The 24,399-nt window shown below is 65.6% G+C and carries 23 protein-coding genes and 1 other RNA gene; 21 read left to right on the top strand and 3 right to left on the bottom strand.

Translation table 11 applies throughout. The annotated features are described in order from the left end of the window. Positions 1-98 precede the first annotated feature (98 nt). The 8 genes from C41B8_RS04830 to C41B8_RS04795 all read left to right on the top strand — a co-directional run bounded on the left by C41B8_RS04830 (position 99) and on the right by C41B8_RS04795 (position 6,728). Entirely contained in the window at positions 99-1,034 is a 936-nt protein-coding gene (locus C41B8_RS04830) for an ABC transporter ATP-binding protein (RefSeq protein ID WP_037334822.1), read from the top strand. Further along, positions 1,031-1,786, top strand: a complete 756-nt coding sequence (locus C41B8_RS04825; RefSeq protein WP_037334819.1) for an ABC transporter permease — start codon at positions 1,031-1,033, stop codon at positions 1,784-1,786. Before C41B8_RS04830 ends, C41B8_RS04825 begins: the two co-directional genes overlap by 4 nt. 62 nt (positions 1,787-1,848) lie before the next feature. Then, a complete protein-coding gene (locus C41B8_RS04820; RefSeq protein WP_037334816.1) occupies positions 1,849-2,091 on the top strand; it encodes a BolA family protein in 243 nt (80 codons plus the stop codon). Positions 2,092-2,104: 13 nt separating this feature from the next. After that, positions 2,105-3,397: a UDP-N-acetylglucosamine 1-carboxyvinyltransferase gene (gene murA, locus C41B8_RS04815; protein ID WP_037334813.1), complete on the top strand. Its 1,293-nt coding sequence runs from the start codon at positions 2,105-2,107 to the stop codon at positions 3,395-3,397. After that, positions 3,394-4,053, top strand: coding sequence for an ATP phosphoribosyltransferase (gene hisG, locus C41B8_RS04810; RefSeq protein WP_037334810.1), 660 nt, complete (start codon positions 3,394-3,396; stop codon positions 4,051-4,053). The genes murA and hisG overlap by 4 nt, the downstream gene beginning before the upstream one ends. A 2-nt stretch (positions 4,054-4,055) precedes the next feature. After that, a complete protein-coding gene (gene hisD / locus C41B8_RS04805; protein WP_084188502.1) occupies positions 4,056-5,360 on the top strand; it encodes a histidinol dehydrogenase in 1,305 nt (434 codons plus the stop codon). A gap of 253 nt (positions 5,361-5,613) precedes the next feature. Beyond that, positions 5,614-6,243 carry a glutathione S-transferase N-terminal domain-containing protein gene (locus C41B8_RS04800; RefSeq protein WP_037334803.1) on the top strand — a complete coding sequence of 210 codons (630 nt, stop codon included), beginning with the start codon at positions 5,614-5,616 and terminating at the stop codon, positions 6,241-6,243. A gap of 26 nt (positions 6,244-6,269) precedes the next feature. After that, positions 6,270-6,728, top strand: a complete 459-nt coding sequence (locus C41B8_RS04795) for a ClpXP protease specificity-enhancing factor (protein WP_198025050.1) — start codon at positions 6,270-6,272, stop codon at positions 6,726-6,728. 360 nt (positions 6,729-7,088) lie between these two features. On the opposite strand, the gene C41B8_RS04790 is transcribed toward C41B8_RS04795, so the two are convergent. The 3 genes from C41B8_RS04790 to C41B8_RS19365 are packed head-to-tail and all read right to left on the bottom strand — an operon-like array spanning position 7,089 to position 10,070. After that, a complete protein-coding gene (locus tag C41B8_RS04790) occupies positions 7,089-7,691 on the bottom strand; it encodes a D-sedoheptulose-7-phosphate isomerase (protein WP_037334801.1) in 603 nt (200 codons plus the stop codon). After that, the gene (locus C41B8_RS04785) at positions 7,681-8,019 is read right to left on the bottom strand and encodes a YraN family protein (protein WP_198025049.1); all 339 of its coding nucleotides are present in this window, start codon (positions 8,017-8,019) and stop codon (positions 7,681-7,683) included. The genes C41B8_RS04790 and C41B8_RS04785 overlap by 11 nt, the downstream gene beginning before the upstream one ends. 11 nt (positions 8,020-8,030) lie before the next feature. Beyond that, entirely contained in the window at positions 8,031-10,070 is a 2,040-nt protein-coding gene (locus C41B8_RS19365; protein ID WP_051883085.1) for a penicillin-binding protein activator, read from the bottom strand. 163 nt (positions 10,071-10,233) lie between these two features. Between C41B8_RS19365 and rsmI the strand changes: the two genes are divergently transcribed. The 13 genes from rsmI (at position 10,234) to murC (ending at position 24,317) form a co-directional block, all read left to right on the top strand. Further along, entirely contained in the window at positions 10,234-11,076 is an 843-nt protein-coding gene (rsmI, locus tag C41B8_RS04775) for a 16S rRNA (cytidine(1402)-2'-O)-methyltransferase (protein WP_037334794.1), read from the top strand. Between the two features lie 80 nt (positions 11,077-11,156). Beyond that, an RNA gene (gene rnpB / locus C41B8_RS19370) (RNase P RNA component class A) lies at positions 11,157-11,512 on the top strand. Positions 11,513-11,890: 378 nt separating this feature from the next. After that, a complete protein-coding gene (gene mraZ / locus C41B8_RS04770; RefSeq protein WP_037334791.1) occupies positions 11,891-12,352 on the top strand; it encodes a division/cell wall cluster transcriptional repressor MraZ in 462 nt (153 codons plus the stop codon). A 47-nt stretch (positions 12,353-12,399) separates the two neighbouring features. Next, complete coding sequence (rsmH, locus tag C41B8_RS04765; RefSeq protein WP_037334787.1) at positions 12,400-13,344, top strand: 16S rRNA (cytosine(1402)-N(4))-methyltransferase RsmH; 945 nt, start codon at positions 12,400-12,402, stop codon at positions 13,342-13,344. Continuing rightward, entirely contained in the window at positions 13,341-13,610 is a 270-nt protein-coding gene (ftsL, locus tag C41B8_RS04760) for a cell division protein FtsL (protein ID WP_051883083.1), read from the top strand. The genes rsmH and ftsL overlap by 4 nt, the downstream gene beginning before the upstream one ends. Further along, the gene (locus C41B8_RS04755) at positions 13,607-15,334 is read left to right on the top strand and encodes a peptidoglycan D,D-transpeptidase FtsI family protein (protein ID WP_037334781.1); all 1,728 of its coding nucleotides are present in this window, start codon (positions 13,607-13,609) and stop codon (positions 15,332-15,334) included. Before ftsL ends, C41B8_RS04755 begins: the two co-directional genes overlap by 4 nt. A gap of 1 nt (position 15,335) precedes the next feature. Continuing rightward, entirely contained in the window at positions 15,336-16,841 is a 1,506-nt protein-coding gene (locus C41B8_RS04750) for a UDP-N-acetylmuramoyl-L-alanyl-D-glutamate--2,6-diaminopimelate ligase (protein WP_051883081.1), read from the top strand. Continuing rightward, on the top strand, positions 16,838-18,220 hold the full coding sequence (locus C41B8_RS04745; RefSeq protein ID WP_037334779.1) for a UDP-N-acetylmuramoyl-tripeptide--D-alanyl-D-alanine ligase: 1,383 nt from the start codon (positions 16,838-16,840) through the stop codon (positions 18,218-18,220). The genes C41B8_RS04750 and C41B8_RS04745 overlap by 4 nt, the downstream gene beginning before the upstream one ends. Then, complete coding sequence (mraY, locus tag C41B8_RS04740; RefSeq protein WP_037334776.1) at positions 18,214-19,296, top strand: phospho-N-acetylmuramoyl-pentapeptide-transferase; 1,083 nt, start codon at positions 18,214-18,216, stop codon at positions 19,294-19,296. Before C41B8_RS04745 ends, mraY begins: the two co-directional genes overlap by 7 nt. Beyond that, positions 19,293-20,633 (top strand): UDP-N-acetylmuramoyl-L-alanine--D-glutamate ligase, encoded by a 1,341-nt coding sequence (gene murD, locus C41B8_RS04735; protein ID WP_037334772.1) that lies wholly within the window; start codon positions 19,293-19,295, stop codon positions 20,631-20,633. The genes mraY and murD overlap by 4 nt, the downstream gene beginning before the upstream one ends. Beyond that, positions 20,630-21,781 carry a putative lipid II flippase FtsW gene (ftsW, locus tag C41B8_RS04730; RefSeq protein WP_051883079.1) on the top strand — a complete coding sequence of 384 codons (1,152 nt, stop codon included), beginning with the start codon at positions 20,630-20,632 and terminating at the stop codon, positions 21,779-21,781. The genes murD and ftsW overlap by 4 nt, the downstream gene beginning before the upstream one ends. Further along, entirely contained in the window at positions 21,778-22,866 is a 1,089-nt protein-coding gene (gene murG / locus C41B8_RS04725) for an undecaprenyldiphospho-muramoylpentapeptide beta-N-acetylglucosaminyltransferase (RefSeq protein ID WP_037334768.1), read from the top strand. The genes ftsW and murG overlap by 4 nt, the downstream gene beginning before the upstream one ends. Beyond that, the gene (gene murC / locus C41B8_RS04720) at positions 22,866-24,317 is read left to right on the top strand and encodes a UDP-N-acetylmuramate--L-alanine ligase (RefSeq protein ID WP_198025048.1); all 1,452 of its coding nucleotides are present in this window, start codon (positions 22,866-22,868) and stop codon (positions 24,315-24,317) included. Before murG ends, murC begins: the two co-directional genes overlap by 1 nt. Positions 24,318-24,399: the final 82 nt, after the last annotated feature.

Below are 24,399 nucleotides of genomic sequence, written 5' to 3'. Positions count from 1 at the left end.
ATGTACAAAGGCCAACCGGGGCGACTGGGCCGTCCGGCTTGGGGCCCCGACATGCGGCGCGTATACTGCGCCGTCTTGCCCCGACCCATATCCATGTCATGACTGATACGGCGATATCCTTTCGGGATGTCCAGAAGCGTTATGCGACCACGCATGCGCTCAAGGGCGTGTCCTTCGATATCCGGCGCGGCGAATATTTCGGCCTGCTCGGGCCCAATGGCGCCGGCAAGTCCACGCTGATTTCCATCACGGCCGGCCTGGCCCAGGCGACCTCTGGTTCGGTCGCCGTGCTCGGCCACGATGTCGTGTCCGACTATCGCGCCGCCCGCCGCGCGCTCGGCGTGGTGCCGCAGGAGCTGGTCTACGATCCGTTCTTCTCGGTCCGCGAAATGCTGCGCCTGCAGGCCGGCTACCAGGGCTGTGGCAAGGAAGTCTGGCCCTGGATCGACGAATTGCTCGAACGCCTCGAGCTCGAGGACAAGGGCGCGGATTCCATCCGCCAGCTGTCCGGCGGCATGAAGCGCCGCGTGCTGATTGCGCAGGCGCTGGTGCACAAGCCCGAGGTGGTGATTCTCGACGAGCCGACCGCCGGCGTCGATGTCGAGCTGCGGCGCACGCTATGGAAGTTCACGCGCGAGCTCAACGAGGCCGGCCACACGATCGTGCTGACCACGCACTATCTGGAAGAGGCCGAGGAGCTGTGCGATCGCATCGCCATCCTCAACCACGGCGAGCTGCAAGTGCTGGAAGACAAGGAGGCGTTGCTGGATCGCCACCCTTATCGTTTCCTGTCGATCGAACTCACGGGTGACGGCGGCGAGCTGCCCGCCGAGGTCCAGCGCCTGGTCGAAGACCGGCGCGGCGATACGCTCGATCTCAAGCTCAAGCAGGGCGAGGACTTCATCGGTGACGTGATCGAAGGTGTGCGCGGTGCGGGTTATCGCATCACCGACGTGCACACGCGCGAGCCGTCGCTGGAGAACATTTTCGTCGAGCTGACCATGGATTCCGAAGACTCGAAGGTGAGCGCATGAACTGGCGCGGCTGCTATACCCTGTTCATCAAGGAAGTCCGGCGCTTCTACAGTGTGATCCTGCAGACCGTCGGTGCGCCGGTGGTCACGGCGCTGCTGTACATGGCGGTATTCGGCCAAGTGCTGGCCGGCCAGACCATCGAAGGCGTGCGCGCGGTCGAGTTCCTGGTGCCCGGGCTGATGATGATGAGCATCATCCAGAACTCGTTCGCCAATACGTCGTCGTCGATCACCCAGTCCAAGATCATGGGCAATCTGGTGTTTCTTTTGATGACGCCATTGTCGGCGTTCGAGATCTATCTGGCCTATATCGCTGCCTCGCTGGTGCGTGCGGTACTGGTCGCGATCGTGCTTTATATCGTCACCCAGTTTTTCGTGCACGTGCCGGTCCACGATCCGCTGCTGATGCTGGCCATGCTGATCTTTTCCGGCGGCACGCTCGCCGTCATGGGTCTGATCGCCGGCATACTGGCCAACAAATTCGATCACCTGGCGGCGTTTCAGAATTTCTTCATTCTCCCGATGAGTTTCCTTTCGGGGGTGTTTTATTCCATTCATAATCTGCCGTCGTTCTGGCAGCACGCGTCGTACTTCAACCCGTTCTTCTACATGATCGACGGGTTCCGACACGGTTTCTTCGGTGTCGGCGATGCCAATCCGCTGGTCAGCCTGATCGTGGCAGCGGCGTTCTTTACGGTGGTGTCGGTGATCGCCATCACCATGCTCGCGCGCGGTTACAAGATCCGCGGTTGATCGCTGCACGAAGACCAATGTTAGCGTGCTAGCATTTTTGCCCATTATTGGAGGCTTGAGTCATGTACAGCCCAGACGCCATACGCGAACTCATCGAAGCCGGACTGCCGGACGCCGATGTCCAGGTCGTCGGTGACGACGGCACTCATTTTGCCGCCCGCGTGATCAGCCCGAGCTTTGCCGGCAAGGGCATCGTGGAACAGCACCGCATGGTGTACGCCACGCTCGGCGAGCGGATGGGCGAAGAGATCCACGCCCTGTCGCTCAAGACGCTGACGCCGGAACAAGCCGGCACCGCCTCCTGACGGCGGGGACGATATGGATCTTCTGCGTATCGAGGGTGGGCCGCCCCTGAACGGCACCGTGCGCGCTTCGGGTGCGAAAAACGCCACGCTGCCGATCATGACGGCCGCGCTTCTGATCGACGAGCCGTTGTTCATCGAAAACGTCCCGCATCTGGAGGACGTCACCACGACCAACGTGCTGCTGGCCCATATGGGCGTATCGGTCACGGTCGGCGATTACATGGTGATCGAAGCCGATGCATCGACCATGACCTCGTGTCGTGCGCCGTACGATCTGGTCAAGACCATGCGTGCGTCGATTCTCGTGCTCGGCCCGTTGCTGGCCAAGCGGGGCGAGGCCGAAGTCTCGCTGCCGGGAGGCTGTGCGATCGGCGCACGACCGGTGGACATCCATCTGCGCGGTCTGGAAGCCATGGGCGCCGAGATTCGGGTCGAGTCCGGTTACGTGAAAGCCAAGTGCAGTCGCCTCAAAGGCGCGCGTATCCCGATGGACACGGTCACCGTGACCGGTACCGAAAACCTGATGATGGCGGCGACGCTGGCCGACGGTGTCACCGTGCTGGAAAACGCCGCGCGCGAACCGGAAGTGGTGGATCTGGCCAACTGTCTGATCGCCATGGGCGCGGACATCGAAGGCGCGGGCACCTCGACCATTACCATTCGCGGCAAGCAGAAGCTGCACGGCGCAACCCATCGCGTGGTGCCCGATCGTATCGAGACTGGCACGTTCCTCGTGGCCGGTGTGGCCAGCCGCGGCAAGGTCACGGTCACCCATACCGATCCGCTGCTCATCGATACCGTTCTGGTAAAGCTGGCGGATGCCGGCGCCGAGGTCACCCAGGGCGAAGATTGGGTGACGGTCGACATGCACGGTAAGCGGCCCAAGCCGGTGGACGTGCGGACCTCGCCGCACCCCGGCTTTCCGACCGACATGCAGGCACAGTTCTGTGTACTCAATGCCGTGGCCGATGGCGTCGGCATGGTCACCGAAACCGTGTTCGAAAATCGCTTCATGCATGTCTCCGAGCTGGAGCGTATGGGCGCGAAGATTCGCCAGGAAGGCCATACGGTCCGCGTAACCGGTGTGGAGAAACTCACCGGCGCGCCGGTGATGGCGACCGACCTGCGGGCATCGGCTTCGCTGGTGATCGCGGGGCTGATCGCCGACGGCACGACCGAGGTGCGGCGTATCTACCACATCGACCGCGGCTACGAGTGCATCGAGGAAAAGATGGCCCAACTGGGTGGCATGATTCAGCGCGTGCCCGATCGGGCGCCGGTCACGGCCAAAGGGGTTCCGGTATGAGCAGTTCGGATCCGGACATGGTCACGCTGGCCTTGTCTAAGGGCCGTATTCTTGAAGACACGCTCCCGGTGCTGGCGGCGGCGGGCATCGAGCCCGAGGTCGACCCGGGTAAGTCGCGCAAGCTGGTGTTCGAAACCAACAAGCCCGGCCTTCGGTTGCTGGTCATTCGGGCGTCGGACGTGCCGACTTTCGTGGCCTATGGGGCCGCCGATGTCGGCGTCGCTGGCAAGGACGTGCTGATCGAGCACGGCGGAGCCGATCTGTACGAGCCGCTGGATCTGGGGATCGCGACCTGTCGCCTGATGACGGCCGGCCTGCCGGGCGCAATGGACGCCGCCCAGCATCGCCCGCTGCGGGTGGCCACCAAATACGTCGAAACCACGCGCGCTCATTTCGCGCGCATCGGGCGTCAGGTCGAGATCATCAAGCTGTACGGCTCGATGGAACTGGCGCCGCTGGTCGGTCTCGCCGACGTGATCGTGGATCTGGTGGATACGGGCAACACGCTGCGCGCTAATGGTCTGGAGCCGTTCGAGGTGCTCGAGGACATCAGCGCGCGTCTGGTGGTCAACAAGGCCGCCCAGAAGATGAAGCACGCGGCGATCAGCGAGCTGGTCGAACTTTTCGATCGGGGCGCGGCAGGGCAGGTGGCATGAGCATGCGTCGTCTGGATACCGCGGACGCCGCGTTCGATGCCCAGTTTGCGGCACTGACCGATCGCGACAGCCCAGAGCAGACCGAGATCGACGCCCGCGTCGCGGCGATCATCGCCGATGTGCGTGAGCGCGGTGACGAGGCCGTGCTCGAGTACACGCGCGAACTCGACCGGCGTGATGGCGTCGCCTTCGACGCCCTCGAGATTTCGCGCGAGCGTATGCAGCGTGCGCTCGACGCGTTGGCGGCCGATGATCGCGCCGCGCTCGAAGCCGCGGCCGAGCGCATCGCGTCGTTCGCCGAGTCGCAAAAGATCGCACCCGTGCGTTATCACGACGATGACGGCAACGAACTCGGCCAGATCGTTCGGCCGATCGAGCGGGCCGGCATCTATGCGCCGGGCGGCAAGGCGGCTTACCCCTCAAGCGTGTTGATGAACGCGGTGCCGGCCAAAGTGGCCGGCGTGGGCGAAATCGTGATGGTGTCGCCGGCGCCCGAGGGTGTGCTCAACGAATGGGTGCTCGCCGCGGCGGCGGTGGCCGGTGTCGATCGTTTCTTCACCATCGGCGGCGCCCAGGCCGTGGCAGCCTTGGCCTATGGCACCGAGCACATCCCCGAAGTCGACAAGATCGTCGGGCCGGGCAATGCCTACGTCGCGTCGGCCAAACGCCAGGTCTTCGGGCGTGTGGGCATCGAATCGGTGGCCGGGCCCTCGGAGGTGTTGATCGTGGCCGATGGCACCGGCGACCCGGAATGGGCGGCGCTCGATCTGTTCGCCCAGGCCGAGCACGATGAAATGGCGCGGGCGATGCTAGTAAGCCCGGACGCGGATTATCTGGATGCGGTCGATGCTGCGGTCGAGCGTCTCATCGCCGATCAGCCGCGCGCGGCGATCATCCGGGCGGCCCTCGATGGCCACGGCGCCCTGATCCGCTGCGCCGATCTGGACGATGCTCTTCGGCTGGTCAACGCCATCGCGCCCGAGCATCTGGAGTTGGCGGTCGCCGATCCCGACGCGTTGCTGGACGGTATCCGCCATGCAGGCGCCATCTTCATGGGCCATCGCACGCCGGAAGCCTTCGGCGACTACTGCGCCGGGCCGAACCACGTGTTGCCAACCGGGCGTACCGCGCGGTTTTCCTCGGCGCTCGGGGCCTACGACTTCCAGAAACGTATCTCCGTGGTGTCGGCCAGCGAAGCCGGCGCCCGACGACTGGCGCCGATTGCGGTGCGTCTGGCCGAAGGTGAGGGGCTGCACGCGCATGCTGCGTCGGCCGCGGCGCGTGCCGGGGGCGGCTCGACGGACTGAGCCGTGCTCGCGGTTGGGCTCGGGCCACGCTGCAAGATGTGTTGCGGCACTCGCCCGGCCGGATCTCTGGCGGCCGATATGGGGCGCCGCCTCGGGTGTTGGCACGACCGCAAGCCAGCGAACGCCGTTGATTCGCGGCGTTCGGGCCGGCGACGGCATGCTATAGTTCGGCGGACGATCACAGGCATCGGCGCGACCTTATGCGCGTGGGCAAGCGCCCGCGCGGCGCGCTGCTGTCGAACAGGATACAAGTATGGCCCGGCGTTCCTCGATTACTCTATACAGCCATCCCAGCTCGGTTCACAGTCATCGCGTCCGACTGGTCATGGCAGAGAAGGGCGTCGCGAATTACGACGTTGTCGAGCTGCGCGAGGATGACCAGAGCGAGGATCTGATCGATCTGAATCCGTACAATACGGTACCGACGCTGGTGGATCGAGAGCTGGTGGTCTACGACCCGCGTATCATCATCGAATACATCGACGAGCGTTATCCGCATCCGCCGCTGATGCCGGTGGATCCGGTGTTACGGGCCCAGTACCGGCTGGCCATCTTCCGTATGGAGTCCGATCTTTACGATCTCTGCGAGGATCTGGAGGGGACGCCCGCGGTCGCGCGCAAGGCCCGGGCCCGCATGACCGAACTGTTGACCACGCTGGCCGCCGAGTTCGCGCCCAAGCATTACATCGGCGAGGAATTCTCGCTGTTGGATTGTACGCTGGCGCCCATATTGTGGCGGCTGGAGCATTATCAGGTGAGCCTGCCGGCCAAGCATGGCGAACGGCTCGGCCAGTATGCGGCGCGCCTGTTCGCGCGCCCGGCCTTCGAGGCCAGCCTGTCCGCCGAGGAAGCCGACATGCGACCGACGCTGGCCGCTCACTGAGCCAAAGACGACGAGGCGAAACCCGAATGGCCGAATTGACTTCGCGACGCCCCTATCTCATCCGGGCGCTCTACGACTGGGTGCTCGATAACGACCTGACGCCGCATCTGCTGGTGGCAGCGGACGCGCCGGGCGTGAACGTGCCGCGCCAGTTCGTGACCGACGATGGCAAGATCACGATCAACATCAGCCCGACGGCCGTACGCGGCCTGGCGCTGGAGAATCAGCTGATCAGCTTCTCCGCACGGTTTTCCGGCGCCAACTACAACGTCGCCGTTCCGCCGGGCGCGGTGCTGGCGCTGTATGCCCGCGAAAACGGCGAGGGCATGCTGTTCGGGGAGGTCGAGGAAGACGAGACCGCCAGCGAGGAAACCATCGCCGGCGCGTCCCAGGATGCGAGCGAGACCAGCGACGAGACGGGCGGCGCCGACGACTCCGATGCGCCGGCCCGCAAGAAGCATCCGCATCTGAAGGTCGTTAAATAGCAACAACGGACGAGCCGCGGCTGCCGGTTGGCGCCGGTACATCCACGGACTGGCGCATCACGATCTTGCGCCGATGTACTTCGGTGAGCGCTTAGGGCCTGTTGCCGTTTCGTGCGAGTCCGCGCCAAGCGCTGTTTTGCGGCAAGACGAGGCGTAGCGAACGTGGCGTAGTGGCCCTACGCGAGAGAGCTATAACGCTGGATTGCCGCAAAACAGCGCTTGTCCCGAAGGGTTGGGCCGCAAATCGCGCCCGGCGGCGTTGCGAATCTGGGTCGTGGCACGCCACGACGCTGCGACTCGCGCCTTGCCGGACACGATTTGCGGACGCCAACGCGGGCCCGCACGAAACGGCAACAGGCCCTAATCTTCGGCCGCGATCGCGTCCTCAATCAGGCGGCAGATGCAATGGATGATCAGCAGATGCATCTCCTGGATGCGTGCCGTGACATCCGAGGCGGCACGTAGCTCGATATCGTCGCCGTTGAGCTGTTCGGCCATGCGGCCGCCGTCGCGGCCGGTCAGCGCGATCACCGACAGGCCGCGTTCGTGGGCGGCGTCGATGGCCGTGACCACGTTCGGCGAGTGACCGCTGGTCGAGATCGCCAGCAGCACGTCGCCGGTCTGGCCCAGCGCCTCGATCTGGCGCGAAAAAACACGATCGTAGCCCGCATCGTTGGCGATGGCGGTCAGCGTCGAGCTTTCCGTGACCAGCGAAATGGCCGCCAGTGCACGGCGGTTGCGCTCGAAGCGATTGACCAGTTCGGAGGCAAAGTGCTGGGCATCGCCGGCTGAGCCACCGTTGCCGCAGGCCAGCATTTTGTGGCCGCGCTCGCAACACGCCAGAATACGCGCGGCCGCGCTCGGGAGGCTATCGGCGACGGCCGCCCGTGTTGCTTCGTTGGCTTGCCGGCTGGCGGCAAACAGGTCGGTCACGATCTGGCTTGCAAAAGCGTCATTCGGCATAGAAAGCGTTCTCGATCCAGTTGAGCGTATCGCTGTCGTTCACGCCGACCACGTCGAAGCGGACCGCGAGTTCGGCATATTCCGGGTGGGTGGTGAGCAGATGTCGTGTCGCGTGCACGATGCGACGCTGTTTAGCGGGTGTGACGCTGGCAACCGCGCCGCCGTAATCGTCGCGGCTGCGGTAGCGGACTTCCACCACCACCAGCATGTCGGCCGTGCGATAGACGAGATCCAGCTCGCCGCCTCGCACGTTGAAATTACGCGCAACGCGCCGCCAGCCGCGACGCCGGGCCGCGCGATCCACGCGGCTTTCGGCGTCGCGACCCACATCGCGACGACTCAGTCGCCCGAGGACCACGACGCGTCGTTGCCGCTCGATGAGGGCGCGGCGGGCGTCGACTGGCTGGACGTCGACGGCCCGGCGGCGGTGGGCGCGACGGCGTTGTTGCCGCTGCGCGGCGCGGAGAGCGAATTGCCGTTGCCCGCGTTGTTCTTCTGCTGTTGCTGCGCGTAGCTGTCGCCCGACTTGGCCTGGCTGATCGACGGCATGGACAGGGTCTGCGGGCGGCCGTTATGGAACACGGCCCAGCCCAGATAGCGCTTGATGTAGCCATCCGGCTGTATCGACAGCACGCCGCTCATGCCTTCGATCGGTTGCCCGGTCGATAGACCGCTCTGGTCCAGCTTGTGGGCCAGCAACCAGGCGTCCATGCCCATGGCGAACAGCCGGGCATAGGATTTTGCCTCGTCGCCGTACGCATCGGCGGCTTCGCTGCGCAGGCGGGTGATCGTGCCACCGTGCCCCAACAACCAGGGCATATCCACGAAATGCACATCGTCGAGGTCGATGTCTTCGCCCGGATTAACCGTGCCGGAAAACGCGTGCGAGGTCGTGACCATCGGCAGGTCGGCCGCGTGATAATACTTCAGCTGGCTGCGGATCAGCCGCGCCTGTAGAGGCTGCGCCGCCACGAAGATGAAGTCGGCGTTGTTCTGGTTGGCCAGCACTTGTTGAATGGCCTGACTGTGGTCGTGGCTGCTCTCGTCATACGTCTGGTAGCCGACGAGCTGACCGCCGCGGGCGGCCAGGGCGCTGCGGAACGCATCGAGTACGCGATCACCCCAGTCGCCGCTCGGTACCAGCGCCAGAGCGTGGGTGTAGCCCGCCTGTACGGCATGGGCAGCGGCCGATGCGGCCTCGTCTTCCGGGGCCAGCCCGAACTGATAGAAGCCCGGGCGTTGGTCGGCGTCGCTCGAGGTATTGAGCGCGATCTCCGGCATCGGCAGCGAAAGATCGGACATTGCCTGGACTTTTGACTTGTCCAGCGGGCCGACGAGGATGCCGACGTTGTCGCTCTCGGCGCGCGAGAGCAACGCTTGCGGCGACATGGTGTTGCTGTCGTAGATCAGCGGCTGGGGCATGCCGGCCGGATTATTCTGATAGGCGAACATGAAGCCGTCGCGAATGGCCTGGGCCGCGTTCTGGAACTGCCCGGTCAGGGGCAGGGCGAGCGCGACCTGGTCGCTCGTCGGCTGCGGCGCCTGGCCGTTGAGCATTTGGCCGGGCTTCTGACGCGTGACCTGGGTCGCGTTCTTATAGTGAAAACGATCGGCGAGGATGGTGCGGTTTGCCGGATGCCCCGGGTACTGCTTCTGCCATTGCGCGATGGCCTTGTCGCGCGCGGTGCGGTCGGCGAACGGTTGCTGGCCGATCTGGGCGAGCGCCAGCCAGCCGCGGGTGGTCTTGCCGGCGTCTTTCGCGGCCCGGCTGTTCGGGCCGATGCCAAGGCCGATCGCGTCGAGCGACTTGTCGTAGATGCGATTGTCGTTGGCCCGCATGGCGCGATCGTTCATCAGCCAGACGTCGCGTTGAACCAGTGCTTCGATGCCCTGAACCGGCTCGTCGTTGGCGAAATGCAGATCGGCCCGTTTCTCCCAGACGCGCTGAGCCACGGCGGGGGCGGTATTGCGTGCCGGTTTTGGCAGATGCGTCAGCGCCTGGTCGGGCGACATGCCCGCAATCGATATCTCGCGCTGGGCCAGGTTGTAGCGCGCTTGATTGGTCGGGTCGAGCTGGCTCGGATCGATCCCACCGAGCAACTGCTGTGCTGTCTGGGCATCCCCGCCCTGGGCGGCCGCGAGGCCGGCTTCGAGCCGGTAGCGACGCTGGGCGGCCGGCTGGCTGGCTTGGCTGGCTGCACGCATGTATTCGCGCACCGCCGTTTTGTAATGGCTGGTTTCGGCGGCCTGGGCCGCGGCATCGGCGGGGTTGGACGGCTTGGAAGAGGGCCCGCCGGCCATCTGAGAAGCGCAGCCGGCCATCGCCAGCGCGGCAGCCACGATTGCTGTGGCCCGCAGGCCTGCCTTGAACAGTGTCATTAATTATTGCTCCCGAGAGACCGTCGTATCACGCGCTTCCCCCGCCGCGCGACTGTTCCCGCATAATATCAGCGGGAAAGCGGCGGCGTCGTGGGAAAGCGGGTGGAAAGATGAGCCGGCGCTCCGGTCCCGTTAGTCTGGTTTCATAGGAAAGGACGTCATCATGCCATCGTCAGCGGCAACGCTCTCGATCGTGGCTACGCCGATCGGCAATCTCGACGATATGTCCGCGCGTGCGCGTGAGGTATTGGCGGCGGCGGACGTCATTGCGGCGGAGGATACGCGCCATAGCCGGCGGCTGATGTCGCATCTGGGCGTGGGCACGCCGCTGATTTCATTGCATGAGCACAACGAGTCGGCGCGAATCGATCAGATCATCGAACGTCTCGCGGCCGGCGAGCATGTCGCTTTGATCAGCGATGCCGGTACCCCGCTCATCAGCGACCCCGGGTATGCACTGGTGGCCGCGGTTCGTGCGGCGGGCCATGCCGTGGTGGCGGTGCCGGGGCCGTGCGCGGTCATTGCGGCGCTATCGGTGGCCGGGCTGCCGACGGATCGTTTTGTCTTCGAGGGGTTTCTGCCCAGCAAGCCGGGGGCGCGCCGCGCCCGCCTCGAGGCGCTGGCGGAGGAGCCGCGCACCGTGGTCTGCTACGAGTCCAGCCATCGGATCGTGGCGACTGCCGCCGATCTGGCCGAGCGCTTTGGTATGCGTCAGTTGGTGTTGGCGCGCGAGCTGACCAAGTTGCATGAGCAGAGCGTGGCGCTCGCCGCCGCCGAGCTGCCGGCCTGGCTGGCGGCTGATGACAATCGCCGGCGTGGCGAGTTCGTGCTGGTGATTGCCGGCGCGCCCGAGCCGCAGAGCCGCCCGCGTGAAATCTCGCTCGATGCGCTGCTTGCCGAACTGTTGCCGCTGGCCGGCACCAAGAAAGCGGCCACGATCGCGGCGCGTTTAACCGGCACGGCGCGCAATGCCGCTTATCAGCGCGCGCTGGAGCTGGCGGGCTGAGCGGCCCAGGCCCCGCCTCGGGCGCCAATTGTCACGCAAGGCTCGCGTCGAGCTCGCCAAGCGCCTAGAATCCGCCGCTCGGAGTCGGCCACGCAGTCGCGGCGTCGAAACATCGACGTCGAGGAAAGTCCGGGCTCCATAGGGCAGGACGCCAGGTAACCCCTGGGAGGCGTGAGTCTACGGAAAGTGCAACAGAGAGCAGACCGCCTAAGGTTCGCGTGAGCGAACCCGGCAAGGGTGAAACGGTGCGGTAAGAGCGCACCGCGCGACCGGCAACGGTTCGCGGCACGGTAAACCCCGTCCGGAGCAAGACCAAATAGGAGGACGACGTGCGGCCCGCACAGTCCTCGGGTAGGTCGCATGAGGCTGCCGGTGACGGCAGTCCCAGATGAATGGCTGCGCGCGACAGAACCCGGCTTACAGGCCGACTCCGATTCTTGATTCTTTGCCTCGCGCGCCCCGATGACGTGTGCGTGGGGCGCGCCTTGTGGGATAGCGACCCACCGCGACCGGGCGCCATCCACTTTCTCCCACCAATGTCGAGCTGACGTGTTTGTCGGCCCGCTTTCGCGCCATATTGCACCTTAAATACTGTATGTATGTACATGACTATGCGCCAAGCGGTTGAACGCAAAGTCGAAAGAATTGCTTTTTAGCTTGACGCGTGGACGCTGGAAATGGCTTGGAACTCGCTGATTGGCGGGCTTTTTTACCCTGACGACAAACTTGACACTCTGTTTTGCCGCTGCCTATAGTGGCGTCGAGGGGCGAGAAGTGGGGTAAAGTGGTTTAAGTCGGCGAGCAGGAACCTTCAGTGTTCAAGGGGTCTCATTCGGTCACGATTGACGCGAAGGGTCGTATTGCGATCCCGGCGTCTTATCGCCAGTCGTTGATCGACGACTGCAGTGGCCGTCTTGTGATCACCCGCCACTGGGATGGCTGCTTGCTGATTTATCCCGGCCCCGAATTTCAGGCCTTCGAGCAGCAGTTGCTGTCCCGCGGCAGCTTGAACCCGAAGGTGCGCGACATTCAGCGGTTTTTTATTGGCAATGCACGCGATATCGACATGGATCGCCAGGGCCGGCTATTGCTGCCGGCCACGCTGCGTGCGGCAGCCGGGCTGGACAGCAAGGCGGTGCTCTCGGGTATCGGCAATCTGTTCGAGCTCTGGGATGAAGACACCTTCAACCGGCGCAACGCCGATACGGCGGACACGCTGGCCGATGACGCCGCCAACGGTGACCTGCCCGACGTGCTGATGGACATCAGTCTATGAACGCACGCCCATCATCTACCGACACCGCGCCGAGGTTCGCCACCGCCATGGCCGACGAACATCAACCGGTCCTGCTCGAGGCGGCGCTCGCCGCGCTGGCCGTACGCCCGGACGGGACCTATATCGACGCCACTTTCGGGCGCGGCGGGCATACCGCGGCGATGCTGGATCGGCTGGGCCCGGCCGGCCGCGTGATTGCTTTCGATCAGGATCCCGACGCCGAGCGTCATGCGCGGGCGCTCGCGGCCGCCGACGAGCGGCTCGTTTTCGTGCGCGCCTCGTTCGCCGATATGGCCGACGTGCTGGCGCAGCACGATATCCGTGATGTGGACGGCGTGCTGTTTGATCTGGGCGTGTCGTCGCCGCAGTTCGATGTCGCCGAGCGTGGATTTTCGTTCCGGCATGCCGGGCCGCTCGATATGCGCATGAACCCCGACGCCGGCGCACCGTTGTCGGAATGGTTGGCCACGGCATCGCACGGCGAGATCGCACGCGTAATCAAGACACTCGGCGAAGAGCCGATGGCCGGGCGTATCGCTGGCGCGATTCTGGAGGCGCGCGAAGCGGGCCGGCTTACCGATACCGCGGCGCTGGCCGCGTTAATCAAAAGCGCGATTCCGGCCCGCGTAGCCGCCGGCAAGCGCGTCCATCCGGCGACCCGTACGTTTCAGGCGTTTCGCATGCACATCAACGACGAACTCGGCGCGCTGGATGCCGGGCTGGCCGCCGGCTTGTCGGCGCTGGCGCCCGGCGGGCGGCTCGTCGTGATCAGCTTTCATTCACTGGAGGATCGTCGCGTCAAGCGTTTTTTCCGGCATCAGGCGCGCCCGCCGCAGCCGGAGCTGCCGATGGCCCCGGCGGTTGAGCCGGCGCTGCGTCTGATCGGCAAGCCGGTGACCGCGAGTGAGTCGGAGTTGGCGGCCAACCCACGGGCCCGCAGCGCGATCATGCGCGCGGCCGAGCGGACCACCGCCGAGGAGGTGGCGCCGTGACTCGCCGTGTGCTGGTGCTGCTTTGTTTGTTGGCGCTCAACGTCGTCAGCGCGATCGCGGTAGTGCAGTCCACCCAGAAGACGCGGGAGCTGTTTCATCAACTACAGTCCGCACGCTTGACCCGGGATCAGCTGACCACCGAATGGGCTCAGATTCAGCTCGAGGATAGCGCCTGGGCGAGCCCGGATCGGGTATCGCAGGTCGCCCGCAACAAGCTTGGCATGATCCAGCCGCACGACTATGTCGTGCTCGGGAACAAGCCATGAGCCGCGACGACGAGCCGCAGCATTTCACGCCGTCGCGATGGCGGGCGTGGTTTATTCTGGGCGTGTTCGTCGTGTTCGGTTCTACGCTGGTTTGGCGGGCCGTCGATCTACAGGTTTTCGACGAGCAGTTTCTGACCCATCAGGGCGATATTCGCCACGTGCGTACGGTCAAGGTGCCGGCGCATCGGGGCGCGATCCTCGATCGCAACGGCCTGCCGTTGGCGCTGTCGGCGCCTACCGAATCGGTCTGGGCCGTGCCCTCGGCGGTGCTCAAGGCGCCGGACAAGATCGCCAAGCTGGCTTCCCGATTGGGCATGTCGACCCACGATCTGAAGCGTGATCTCGAGCGCCACAAGAGCCGTCAGTTTCTTTATCTCAAGCGCCAGCTGTCGCCCTATGACGCGCATCAGGTGATGGCGGTCGACGCGCCGGGCATTTTCCTGCAACGCGAGTACAAGCGGTATTACCCGGCCGGCGAAGCCGCCGCCCAGCTGATCGGGCTCACCAACATCGACGGCAAGGGCCAGTCCGGCATGGAGCTGGCGCGCAACGGCTACCTCTCGGGCTCGCCGGGCGAGCGCAAGGTGGTCAAGGACGGTCGTGGCCGGGTGGTCGACGATCTGGATGAGTTCAAGGCCCCGCACCCGGGCCACGATCTGAAGCTGACGATCGATTCGCGCCTGCAGTATCTGGCCTACCGCGATATCAAGGAGGCGGTGCTCAGCCACAAGGCCAAGGACGGCATCGTGGTCATGCTCGACCCGGACAACGGCCAGCTGTTGGCGGTGGCGTCGTATCCGAGCTTCAACCCGAACGATCGTTCCACGATCGATCAGGCCGGGATGCGGCTGCGGGCGGCGACCGACGTCATGGAGCCGGGGTCCACGGCCAAGCCGATCGTGCTCTCGGGCGCGCTCAACAAAGGGCTCTACACCACCTCGAGCATCATCCATACCAAAGGTTGGTTCCAGGTCGGCCGGCTCACGGTCAAGGACGAACTCAACTACGGAAACGAGGATTTCGCCAAGATTCTGCAGAAATCCTCCAACGTCGGGGCCGCCCATGTCGGCCTGAAGATGGGGCCACAGGCCGTCTGGCAGGATTTTCGCAACTTTGGCTTCGGTGAAACCACCGGGAGCGGCTTCCCCGGCGAGCGCTTCGGCGTCCTGCGCGACTACTACACCTGGGACAACGTCGAGACCGCGACCGCGTCCTACGGCTACGGGTTCGCGGTCACACCGCTGCAGCTGGCACGGGCCTACGGCGCGATCGCCGACAATGGCGAGCTGCGTAGCCTGCGTCTGATTCTGGGCAAGGGCGCCGACATGCATCCGCCGCCGCAGCAGGCCATCAAGCCGTCGACGGCCGCGACCATGCGCCAGCTCCTGCGCGGCGTGATCAGCCCGGAAGGCACCGCGGAGCGGGCGAAAGTGCCGGGTTATACGGTCGCGGGCAAGACCGGCACCGCACGCAAGATCAGCGACGACGGTTATCATCGCAATCAGCATCGCGCGTTGTTCGTCGGCATGGCGCCGGCCAAGAACCCGCGGCTGGTCACGCTCGTGGTGGTCGACGCGCCGACGAAGGGCTCCTACTACGGCGGCACCGTGGCCGCGCCCGTGTTCTCCAAGATCATGCAGAGCGCGCTGCGCATCCTGCATGTGCCACCCGACAATCCGAGCGTGCTCACCGCGGCCGCCGAATCGTCGACGGCGGGAGGCTAGGATGCTGGCCGATGTGCAAGTCAGACAGAACCTGCCGCAATTGCTGGCAGGTTTCGACGTTTCGGACGTGCCGGATGTCGCGGTGTCGGACGTCGTGCTAGACAGCCGCCAGGTGACGCCGGGCGCGCTGTTCGCGGCTTGTGCCGGCACGCGTGCGCACGGCGTGATGCATGCCCATGCGGCTGCCGAGGCCGGCGCGGCAGCCATGCTCTGGGAGCCGGCGACCGGTATCGACCCGGGAGACGATCTGCCTGCCGTCGCGGTGCCTAATTTGTCGCAGCATGTGGGCGCGATCGCGGCACGGCTTTACGGCGACCCCTCGCGGCAGCTGTTCGTGGCGGGTGTGACCGGCACCGACGGCAAGACCTCCTGCGCCTGGCTGATCGCCCGCGCGCTGACCGCACTGGGCTCGCGCTGTGGCTATCTCGGCACGCTGGGTTTCGGCGCTATCGACGATCTGGCCGCGGCGACGCATACCACGCCCGACGCCGCGCGCCTGCAGCGCTGGCTGGCGCGCCTCGCAGCCGCCGAGCATGAAGCCGTGGCAATGGAAGTCTCCTCACATGCGCTCGCACAGCAACGCACTGACGCCGTGGCCTTCGACGTCGCGGTGCTCACGCAGATCGGCCGCGATCATTTGGACTACCACGGCGACGAGACGGCCTATATCGCCGCCAAGCGACGTCTGTTCGACAGCCCGGATCTGCGTGTTGCCGTACTCAACGCCGACGACGCCACCGGCCATGACTGGTTGACGCGTGAATCCCGCGGCGTGTCGTACATCGCCTACGGCGAAAGCCCGGCGGTTTCTGATTATTCCCGATTCGTCCGGATCTCACGCGTGGATGCCCGCGCCGATGGTCTGGTCGTGGATTTCGCCACGCATCTCGGATCGGCGACCTTAGCCAGTCGCCTGGTCGGGACTTTCAATGCGTGGAACCTCGCCGCCACTCTGGCGGTGCTCCTCGCCCGCGATGTGTCGCTGGTCGAGGCCGTCGAAGCGCTGGCCGCGGTGCCAACCGTGCCGGGCCGCATGGAGCGCGTCGACGTGTCCGGCGATCAACCTCTGGTGATCGTCGACTATGCACACACTCCCGGCGCGCTGGAGGCGGCATTGTCCGCGCTCTCGGCGCATGTCGAAGGCCGGTTGCTGTGTGTTTTTGGTTGCGGCGGCAATCGCGATCGCGGCAAGCGACCGTTAATGGGTGCGGTGGCCGCGCGCCATGCGGATCGGTTCTGGATCACCGACGACAACCCGCGCAGCGAGGACCCGGCGGCGATCGTCGCCGATGTGCTTGACGGCATTCCCGAGGCGGTTACGGCTGCGGCGCGCTACGAAATTGTGCATTCGCGCGCCGATGCCATCGCCGCGGCCATCGCGGATGGGGCGCCGGGCGATGTGGTGCTGATCGCCGGCAAGGGTCATGAAACGACCCAGCAATACGGCACCGAGATGGTTTCTTTCGACGATCGCGTGGCCGCCCGCCACGTACTGGAGGCGCTGTGAAGGGCCGGCTGTCCGAATTTGCACTCGCCCTCGGGGCTTGTCTGATCGGCGATGACGCCGTGTTCGACGGCGCCAGCATCGACACGCGTCGCATCACGCCTGGGGCCTTGTTCTTCGCGTTGGCCGGCGAGCATGCCGACGGGCACGAATTCGTGGCGGCGGCCGGCGCGGCCGGTGCTGCGGCGGCGGTGGTCGATCATCCGGTGGACGCCGACGTGTCGCAGCTGGTGGTCGACGATGTCATGGAGGCGCTCGGTCGCGCGGCGCGCCTGGCGCGAGCCGGCTTTGCCGGGCCGGTGGTCGGCGTGACGGGCTCTAATGGCAAGACCACGGTCAAGCAGATGATCGCGGCCATCTTTTCGGTGGCCGGGCCGACGATGGCCACCGAAGGCAATCTGAACAATCATCTCGGCGTGCCGCTGACCCTGATGCGTCTCGACGCCTCGGCCGAGCGTGCCGTGATCGAGATGGGCGCGAATCATCCCGGCGAGATCGGTCAATTGGCGGCGATCGCGCGTCCGGATGTCGGCGTGATTACCAACGCGGGCTGGGCGCATCTGGAGGGTTTCGGTTCTCGCGAAGGTATCGCCCGAGCCAAAGGGGAATTGTTCATCCGTCTGCCTGAGTCGGGCACGGCGGTGATCAACGCCGACGACGACTACGCCGATCTGTGGCGCGAGCTGGCCGAGGGCCGGCGCATGCTCACTTTTTCGATGGAGCCCGGCCGGGGAGCCGACGTCTACGCCGACGATATCGAGCTGGACCACGACGGCGTCCGATTTGCCCTGCACACACCGGGCGAGACCACCGCGGTCGCGCTCGACCTCGCCGGGCGCCACAACGTGGCCAACGCGCTCGCGGCGGCGGCCGTTGCTGTGGCGGTGGGTTTGAAAGGCGCGACCATCGCCGCCGGGCTGGCGCGTACGGCCGCGGTTGCCGGGCGTCTCGCGATCAAGCCGGCGATCCACGGCGCGCGCTTGGTGGACGACAGTTACAACGCCAACCCCGGTTCGCTCGCGGCGGCGTTGTCGTGGCTCGGCCAGCAGAGTGGGGCGCGCTGGGCGGTGCTTGGTGATATGGGTGAGCTCGGCGATTACACCGAGTCGGCGCACCGCGACGCCGGTATCGCCGCACGCGAGGCGGGCGTCGAGCGGCTGTTCGCCACTGGCGAGCACAGCCGTCTGACCGTCTCGGCCTTCGGTGACGGCGGGGCCTGGTATCCCGATCACGATAGCCTGACGGCCGCCCTGTCCGAAGCGCTCGGGGCCGCGACGGGCGATGTGATCGTGCTGGTGAAAGGCTCGCGCAGCGCGCGCATGGATCGCGTGGCCGATGCGCTGCGTGCCAACAGTCCAACCAAGGTGGGCGCGTCATGCTGATGTACCTCGCCCATTTGCTGGAGCCGGCCTTTTCGGGCTTTCGCGTATTTCAGTTCCTGACTTTCCGCGCGATTCTCGGCGTGCTCACCGCCATGGTGTTCTCGTTCGTGTTCGGCCCGATTCTGATCCGCAAGCTGACGTTCCACCAGATCGGCCAGTTCGTGCGCGACGACGGGCCGCAGAGCCATCTGGTCAAGGCGGGGACGCCGACCATGGGCGGCACGCTGATTCTGGCCGCGGTGCTGGTATCGACGTTGCTCTGGGCCGATCTCACCGACGGCTGGGTCTGGCTGGTGATGTTCGTGACCACTGCCTTTGGCGTGGTGGGCTTCGTCGACGACTACAAGAAGCTCAAGTTCGGCAACAGCAAGGGGTTGTCCGCCAAACAGAAGTACGGTGCGCAGACGATTATCGGGCTGGCGGCTGGGCTCTGGCTGTATCTCGTGGCTGGTTCGAGCGCTGAAACCAGCGTGCTGATCCCGATGGTCAAGAACGTGGCGATTCCGCTTGGCGCCGGCTACATCATCTGGACCTATCTGGTCATCGTGGGCTCATCCAACGCGGTCAATCTCACCGACGGGCTCGACGGTCTGGCCATCATGCCCTGCGTGCTCGTGGCCTCGGCGCTGGGCGTATTCGCCTACGTGACCGGGCATGCCGAGTTCTCGCGCTACCTCGGTTTCACCTATATCAAGGGCGCCGGCGAACTGCTGATCTTCTGCACCGCGATTGCCGGTGCCGGGCTCGGGTTCCTCTGGTTCAATGCCTATCCAGCCCAGGTCTTCATGGGCGATGTCGGCGCGCTGGCATTGGGGGCTGCGCTCGGCGTGGTGGCGGTGGTCGTGCGCCAGGAACTCATTCTGGTGGTCATGGGCGGCATCTTCGTCGCCGAAACAGTTTCCGTGATGATCCAGGTGGCCGGCTACAAGCTGACCGGCCGTCGAATATTTCGCATGGCGCCGCTGCATCATCACTTCGAGCTCAAGGGCTGGGCCGAACCCAAGATTATCGTGCGTTTCTGGATCATCACCCTGGTGCTGGTGTTGATCGGTCTGTCGACGTTGAAGATCCGATGAGCGACTGGAAAGCACAACTGGCGAATGCCCGCGTACTGGTTGTGGGCTGCGGCGCGACCGGGGCGTCGGCGGCGCGCTTTGCCGCGGCCGCGGGGGCCAAGGTGCGCGTGGTCGACAGCCGCGAGAACCCGCCCGCGGCGGATGCGCTGGCCCGCGACTGGCCATCAATCGGCATCGTGGTCGGTGGGTTGGATCCAGCGACGCTCATGGGCATCGACCACGTGGTCGTTTCGCCGGGCGTGGATTTACGTGAGCCGCTGATCGAGGCGGCGCGCGAAGCCGGCCACGAGATCATCGGTGATATCGAATGGTTCGCCCGGGTAGCCAACGCGCCGGTGATCGCGATCACCGGGTCGAACGGCAAATCCACGGTTACGGCCTGGGCCGGCGAGATCGCGGTCGCCAGCGGACGGCGCGTCGCCGTGGGCGGCAATTTCGGTACGCCGGCGCTCGACTTGCTGGCCGACGACGTCGATCTCTATGTGCTGGAGCTGTCCAGTTTCCAGCTGGAATTGACCGAGCGTCTGGCCTGTGTAGCCGCGACCGTGCTCAACATCAGTGCCGATCATATCGATCGCCACGGCAGTCTTGAGCATTATGCCGAACTCAAGGCGCGTATCTTCCGCGCCGCTGATACCGCGCTCATCAACGCCGACGATGCGCGCGTTGCGGCCATGAATACCCACAACGCGCGCGTGGCGAGCTTTGGCTCGGCCGAAACGGCCGATTATCGCCTGCTCGAAGCCCACGACGGCCTGTGGCTCGCGCGTGGCGACGAGCCCTGGCTAGAAACGCGCCGGTTGCCGCTGGCCGGTCGCCATAACGCCGCCAACGCCGCCGCCGTCTGGGCGCTGACGGATACGCTCGGCATCGACGACGCCACGATTCGAGAGGGGTTGCAGTCCTTCAAGGGGCTGCCACATCGCTGCCAGCTCGTGGCCGAAATCGACGACGTGCGTTGGGTCGATGACTCCAAGGGCACCAACGTGGGCGCGATGCTGGCCTCGCTGAACGGGATGGACGCGCCCGCGGTGCTGCTGGCCGGCGGCCAGGGCAAGGGGGCGGACTTCACCGAACTCGGTCCGGTCGCCGGACAGCATGCCCGCGCGGTGATCGTTTTCGGTGAGGACGCCGACAAGATCGCGGCCGCGGTTTCGGCCTATGTGCCGGTCGAACGCGTTGCGACTCTTGAGGCGGCCGTGCGGCGCGCGGCCGATATCGCTCGGGCTGGCGACGTGGTCTTGCTGTCGCCGGGCTGCGCCAGTTTCGATCAGTTTGACAACTATATGGCACGAGGCGAGGCGTTCAGCGCCGCCGTCCGGGAGCTCGCGGCATGAAGAATCTGCTGGCTGCCGCTTATTTGCCGCGTGTTCGGCCCGATGTCTGGCTGCTGTCGACGCTGGTCGTCATCGGTTGTCTCGGTCTGGTGATGGTGGGGTCGTCCTCGGTGGCGGTGGCCGATCGCCTGTCCGGTGATCCGATGTACTTCTTCTACCGTCAGGCCATTTACGCGCTGATCGGGCTGATCGTCGGCTTCGTCGTGCTGCATATCCCGACGCGGGTACTCGCGGCTCATACCTTCACTATGTTGGGGGCCGGCCTGGCCATGCTGGTGGTCGTGCTTCTCCCCGGCATCGGTCATTCGGTCAACGGCGCCCAGCGCTGGATCGATGTCGGGCCAGTGGCGATGCAGGTCTCGGAGCCGGCGCGTCTGTGTCTGGTGCTCTATATCGCCGGCTATGCCTCGCGCCGCCAGATCGAGCTGGCGACGACCTGGGCGGGATTGTTCCGGCCGATGGTGTTTCTGGTCATCGCCTGTTTTCTGATGCTGCTCGAGCCCGACTTCGGTGCCGGCGCGATCTTGGTCGCGGTGGCCGGCATCATTCTGTTCATTGCCGGCGCCCGCCTGTTCAATCTGGCCGTGCTAGGCGCGGTCGCCGCCGTGGCGCTGGCCGTGATGGTGTTTTCATCGCCGTACCGTATGGAGCGGCTGGTGAGCTTTTCGGATCCGTGGGCGCATCCGTTTGCCAGTGGCTTCCAGCTCACCCAGTCGTTGATCGCCATCGGCCGTGGGCATCTGTTTGGCGTGGGCCTCGGCAACTCGGTCCAGAAACTGTCCTATCTCCCGGAAACGCATACCGACTTCCTGTTTGCCATCTATGCGGAGGAGTTCGGGCTGCTGGGCTCGCTGGTGCTGGTCGGGCTGTTCTCGATTGTGGTCTGGCGGGGCTTCGTGGTCGCGCGGCGGGCGATCGATGTCGGTCAGTTCTTTGGCGGCTTTCTGGCCTATGGCCTGTCCGGCTGGCTCTCGCTGCAGGCCTTCGTGAACATGGCGGTGAACATGGGGCTGCTGCCCACCAAGGGTTTGACGCTGCCGTTGATGAGCTATGGCGGCTCCTCGCTGGTGATGATGTGCGCGCTTTGTGCGCTGATTCTGCGCGTGGATCTGGAAAGCGCTGCCGCAGTGCGGGAGCAGAGCCGATGAACGCATCGAGCCCGCATATCCTGATCATGGCCGGCGGTACGGGGGGCCACGTGTTTCCGGCGCTGGCCGTGGCGCGCGAACTGATCGCGCGCGGTGCGAGCGTGTCCTGGCTGGGTACGTCGGCGGGCATCGAGGCCCGTCTGGTGCCGGCCGAAGGTCTGACGCTGCACACCATCGATGTCGGCGGTCTTCGCGGCAAGCATCTCACCACGTTGCTGGCCGCGCCGACGAGCATGACGCGCGCGCTGTGGCAGGCGCGGCGCGTGCTCAAGGCCGTGCGCCCGGCGCTGGTGATCGGCATGGGCGGCTTTGCCTCGGGCCCGGGCGGGCTGATGGCGCGGTTGACCGGCGTGCCGTTGCTCATCCACGAACAGAACGCCGCGGCCGGGCTGACCAACCGCGTGCTCGCGCGCATGGCGCGTACCGTGCTGCAGGCGTTTCCGAACACTTTCGACGCCGCACGGCATGCGCGCACCGTCGGCAATCCGGTACGCGCCAATATTCTCGCGCTGCCCGCGCCCGCCGAGCGCTGGTCCGGCCGGGACGGCCCGGTGCGATTGCTCGTGCTGGGTGGCAGCGGCGGTGCGCTGGCGATCAACGAGCGCGTGCCGGCAGCGCTAGCCCAGCTGGACGAAGCCCGGCGGCCGCAGATCTGGCATCAGGCCGGTCGTACGCTCGAGGCCGCCGAGTCCGCCTATGCCGAGCACGGGGTGGCGGGACGCGTGGAAGCGTTTATTGACGACATGGCCGAAGCGTACGGCTGGGCCGATCTGGTGGTCTGCCGTTCCGGTGCGCTGACCGTGGCCGAGCTGGCCGCGGCCGGCGTGGGCGCAGTGCTGGTGCCGTATCCGCACGCGGTCGACGATCACCAGCGGGCCAATGGCCAGTATCTGGTCAAGGCCGGTGCGGCCCGGCTGATCGCTCAGAGCGAGCTGACCGCCGACCGCCTGGCCAAGGAACTGACCGAACTCACATCCGACCGCGCCGGCTTGCTCGCGCGCGCGGAAGCGGCGCGCGCGGTGGCGTGGCGCAATTCGACCCGCGACATCGTGGATGCCTGTTATCAGACGCTGGAGGCCGCGTAATGGCGCTGGACGGACCCGGCATCAATCAGAATTTCGAGCCGTTGATGCATCGGCCGATGCGTCGCGTGCGCACGGTCCATATGGTCGGCATCGGTGGCGTCGGCATGGCCGGCATCGCCCGGGTGTTGATCAATCTCGGTTACGACGTGACCGGCAGCGACGTGAAAGACAGCGCGACCACGCAGTCGCTGGCCGCGCTCGGCGCGACCATCTATCTCGGCCACAGTGCCGAGAACGTCGCCAAGGCCGATGTCGTGGTTGTGTCGACCGCCGTGGCCAAGGACAACCCCGAAGTGGTGGCGGCTCACGAGCGTCTGGTGCCGGTCGTGCGCCGGGCCGAAATGCTGGCCGAGCTGATGCGTTTTCGCTACGGCATCGCGGTGGCGGGCACGCACGGCAAGACCACGACCACCAGCTTGGTGGCTTCGCTACTGGCCGACGGCCATTTGGACCCGACCTTCATCGTCGGCGGCAAGGTACTGGGGGCGGGTTCGAACGCGCGTCTGGGCGAGGGGCCGTATCTGGTGGCCGAGGCCGATGAATCGGATGCTTCGTTCCTGTTTCTGACGCCGATGATGGCGATCGTCACTAATATCGACGCCGATCATCTGGAAACCTACGGCGGCGAGTTCTCGAAGCTCACCGAGACGTTCGTGGAGTTTCTGCATCACTTGCCGTTTTACGGCTTGGCGGTGCTGTGTGTCGACGATCCCGTCGTGCGCCAGATCCTGCCCGACGTGGGCCGCCCGATTACAACTTACGGCATCGATCACGACGCCGATTTCCGGGCCGAGAATCTGCGCTTCGACGGTACGGGCACGCGCTTTACGCTGCGCCACAACGGCGACGACGGGTTCGAGGTGCATCTGAACCTGCCCGGGCGGCACAACGTGCTCAACGCGCTCGCGGCGGCCGCGGTCGCACACGAGCTCGGTGTGGACATGGCCTCGATTGGGGCCAGCCTGTCGAATTTCGCCGGCATTGGTCGGCGCTGCGAAGTCCACGGCGAGATCGACTTCAACGGCAAGTCGGCGCTTCTGGTCGACGACTACGGCCATCACCCGCGCGAACTGTCGTCCACCATCGCCGCTGCGCGGACCGCCTGGCCGGATCGGCGTCTGGTTGTGGTCTTTCAGCCGCATCGCTATAGCCGCACGCGCGACCTGTTCGACGACTTCGCCAAGGTGCTGGCCGATCTCGACGTGCTGGTGCTGTGCGACGTCTATCCCGCCGGCGAAGCCCCGATTACCGGAGCCGACGGCCGGGCGCTGGCGCGTGCGGTACGCGCCCGCGGGCGGGTCGACCCGGTATTCGTCGACGATGTGAAGGCGCTGCCGACGGTGCTCGACGGCGTGGTGGCAGACGGCGATGTCGTACTCACGCTCGGTGCCGGAGATATCGGCGCGGTGGCCCAGGGCCTGGTGGCACGGGGCCGGGAGACGGCGCGATGAGCCGCCGACCGAATGAACAAGCAGCCGTGGCCGTGCGTGCTGCGGTAGAGATTGAAGTGCTCGGTCTCGGACAGACGATCGG

The sequence above is a fragment of the Salinisphaera hydrothermalis C41B8 genome, from assembly GCF_000732535.1.
GTDB classification, from domain to species: Bacteria; Pseudomonadota; Gammaproteobacteria; order Nevskiales; family Salinisphaeraceae; genus Salinisphaera; species Salinisphaera hydrothermalis.
The sequence above is the reverse complement of the archived record's forward strand: the minus strand, read 5'-3'. Positions and strand labels throughout refer to the sequence as shown.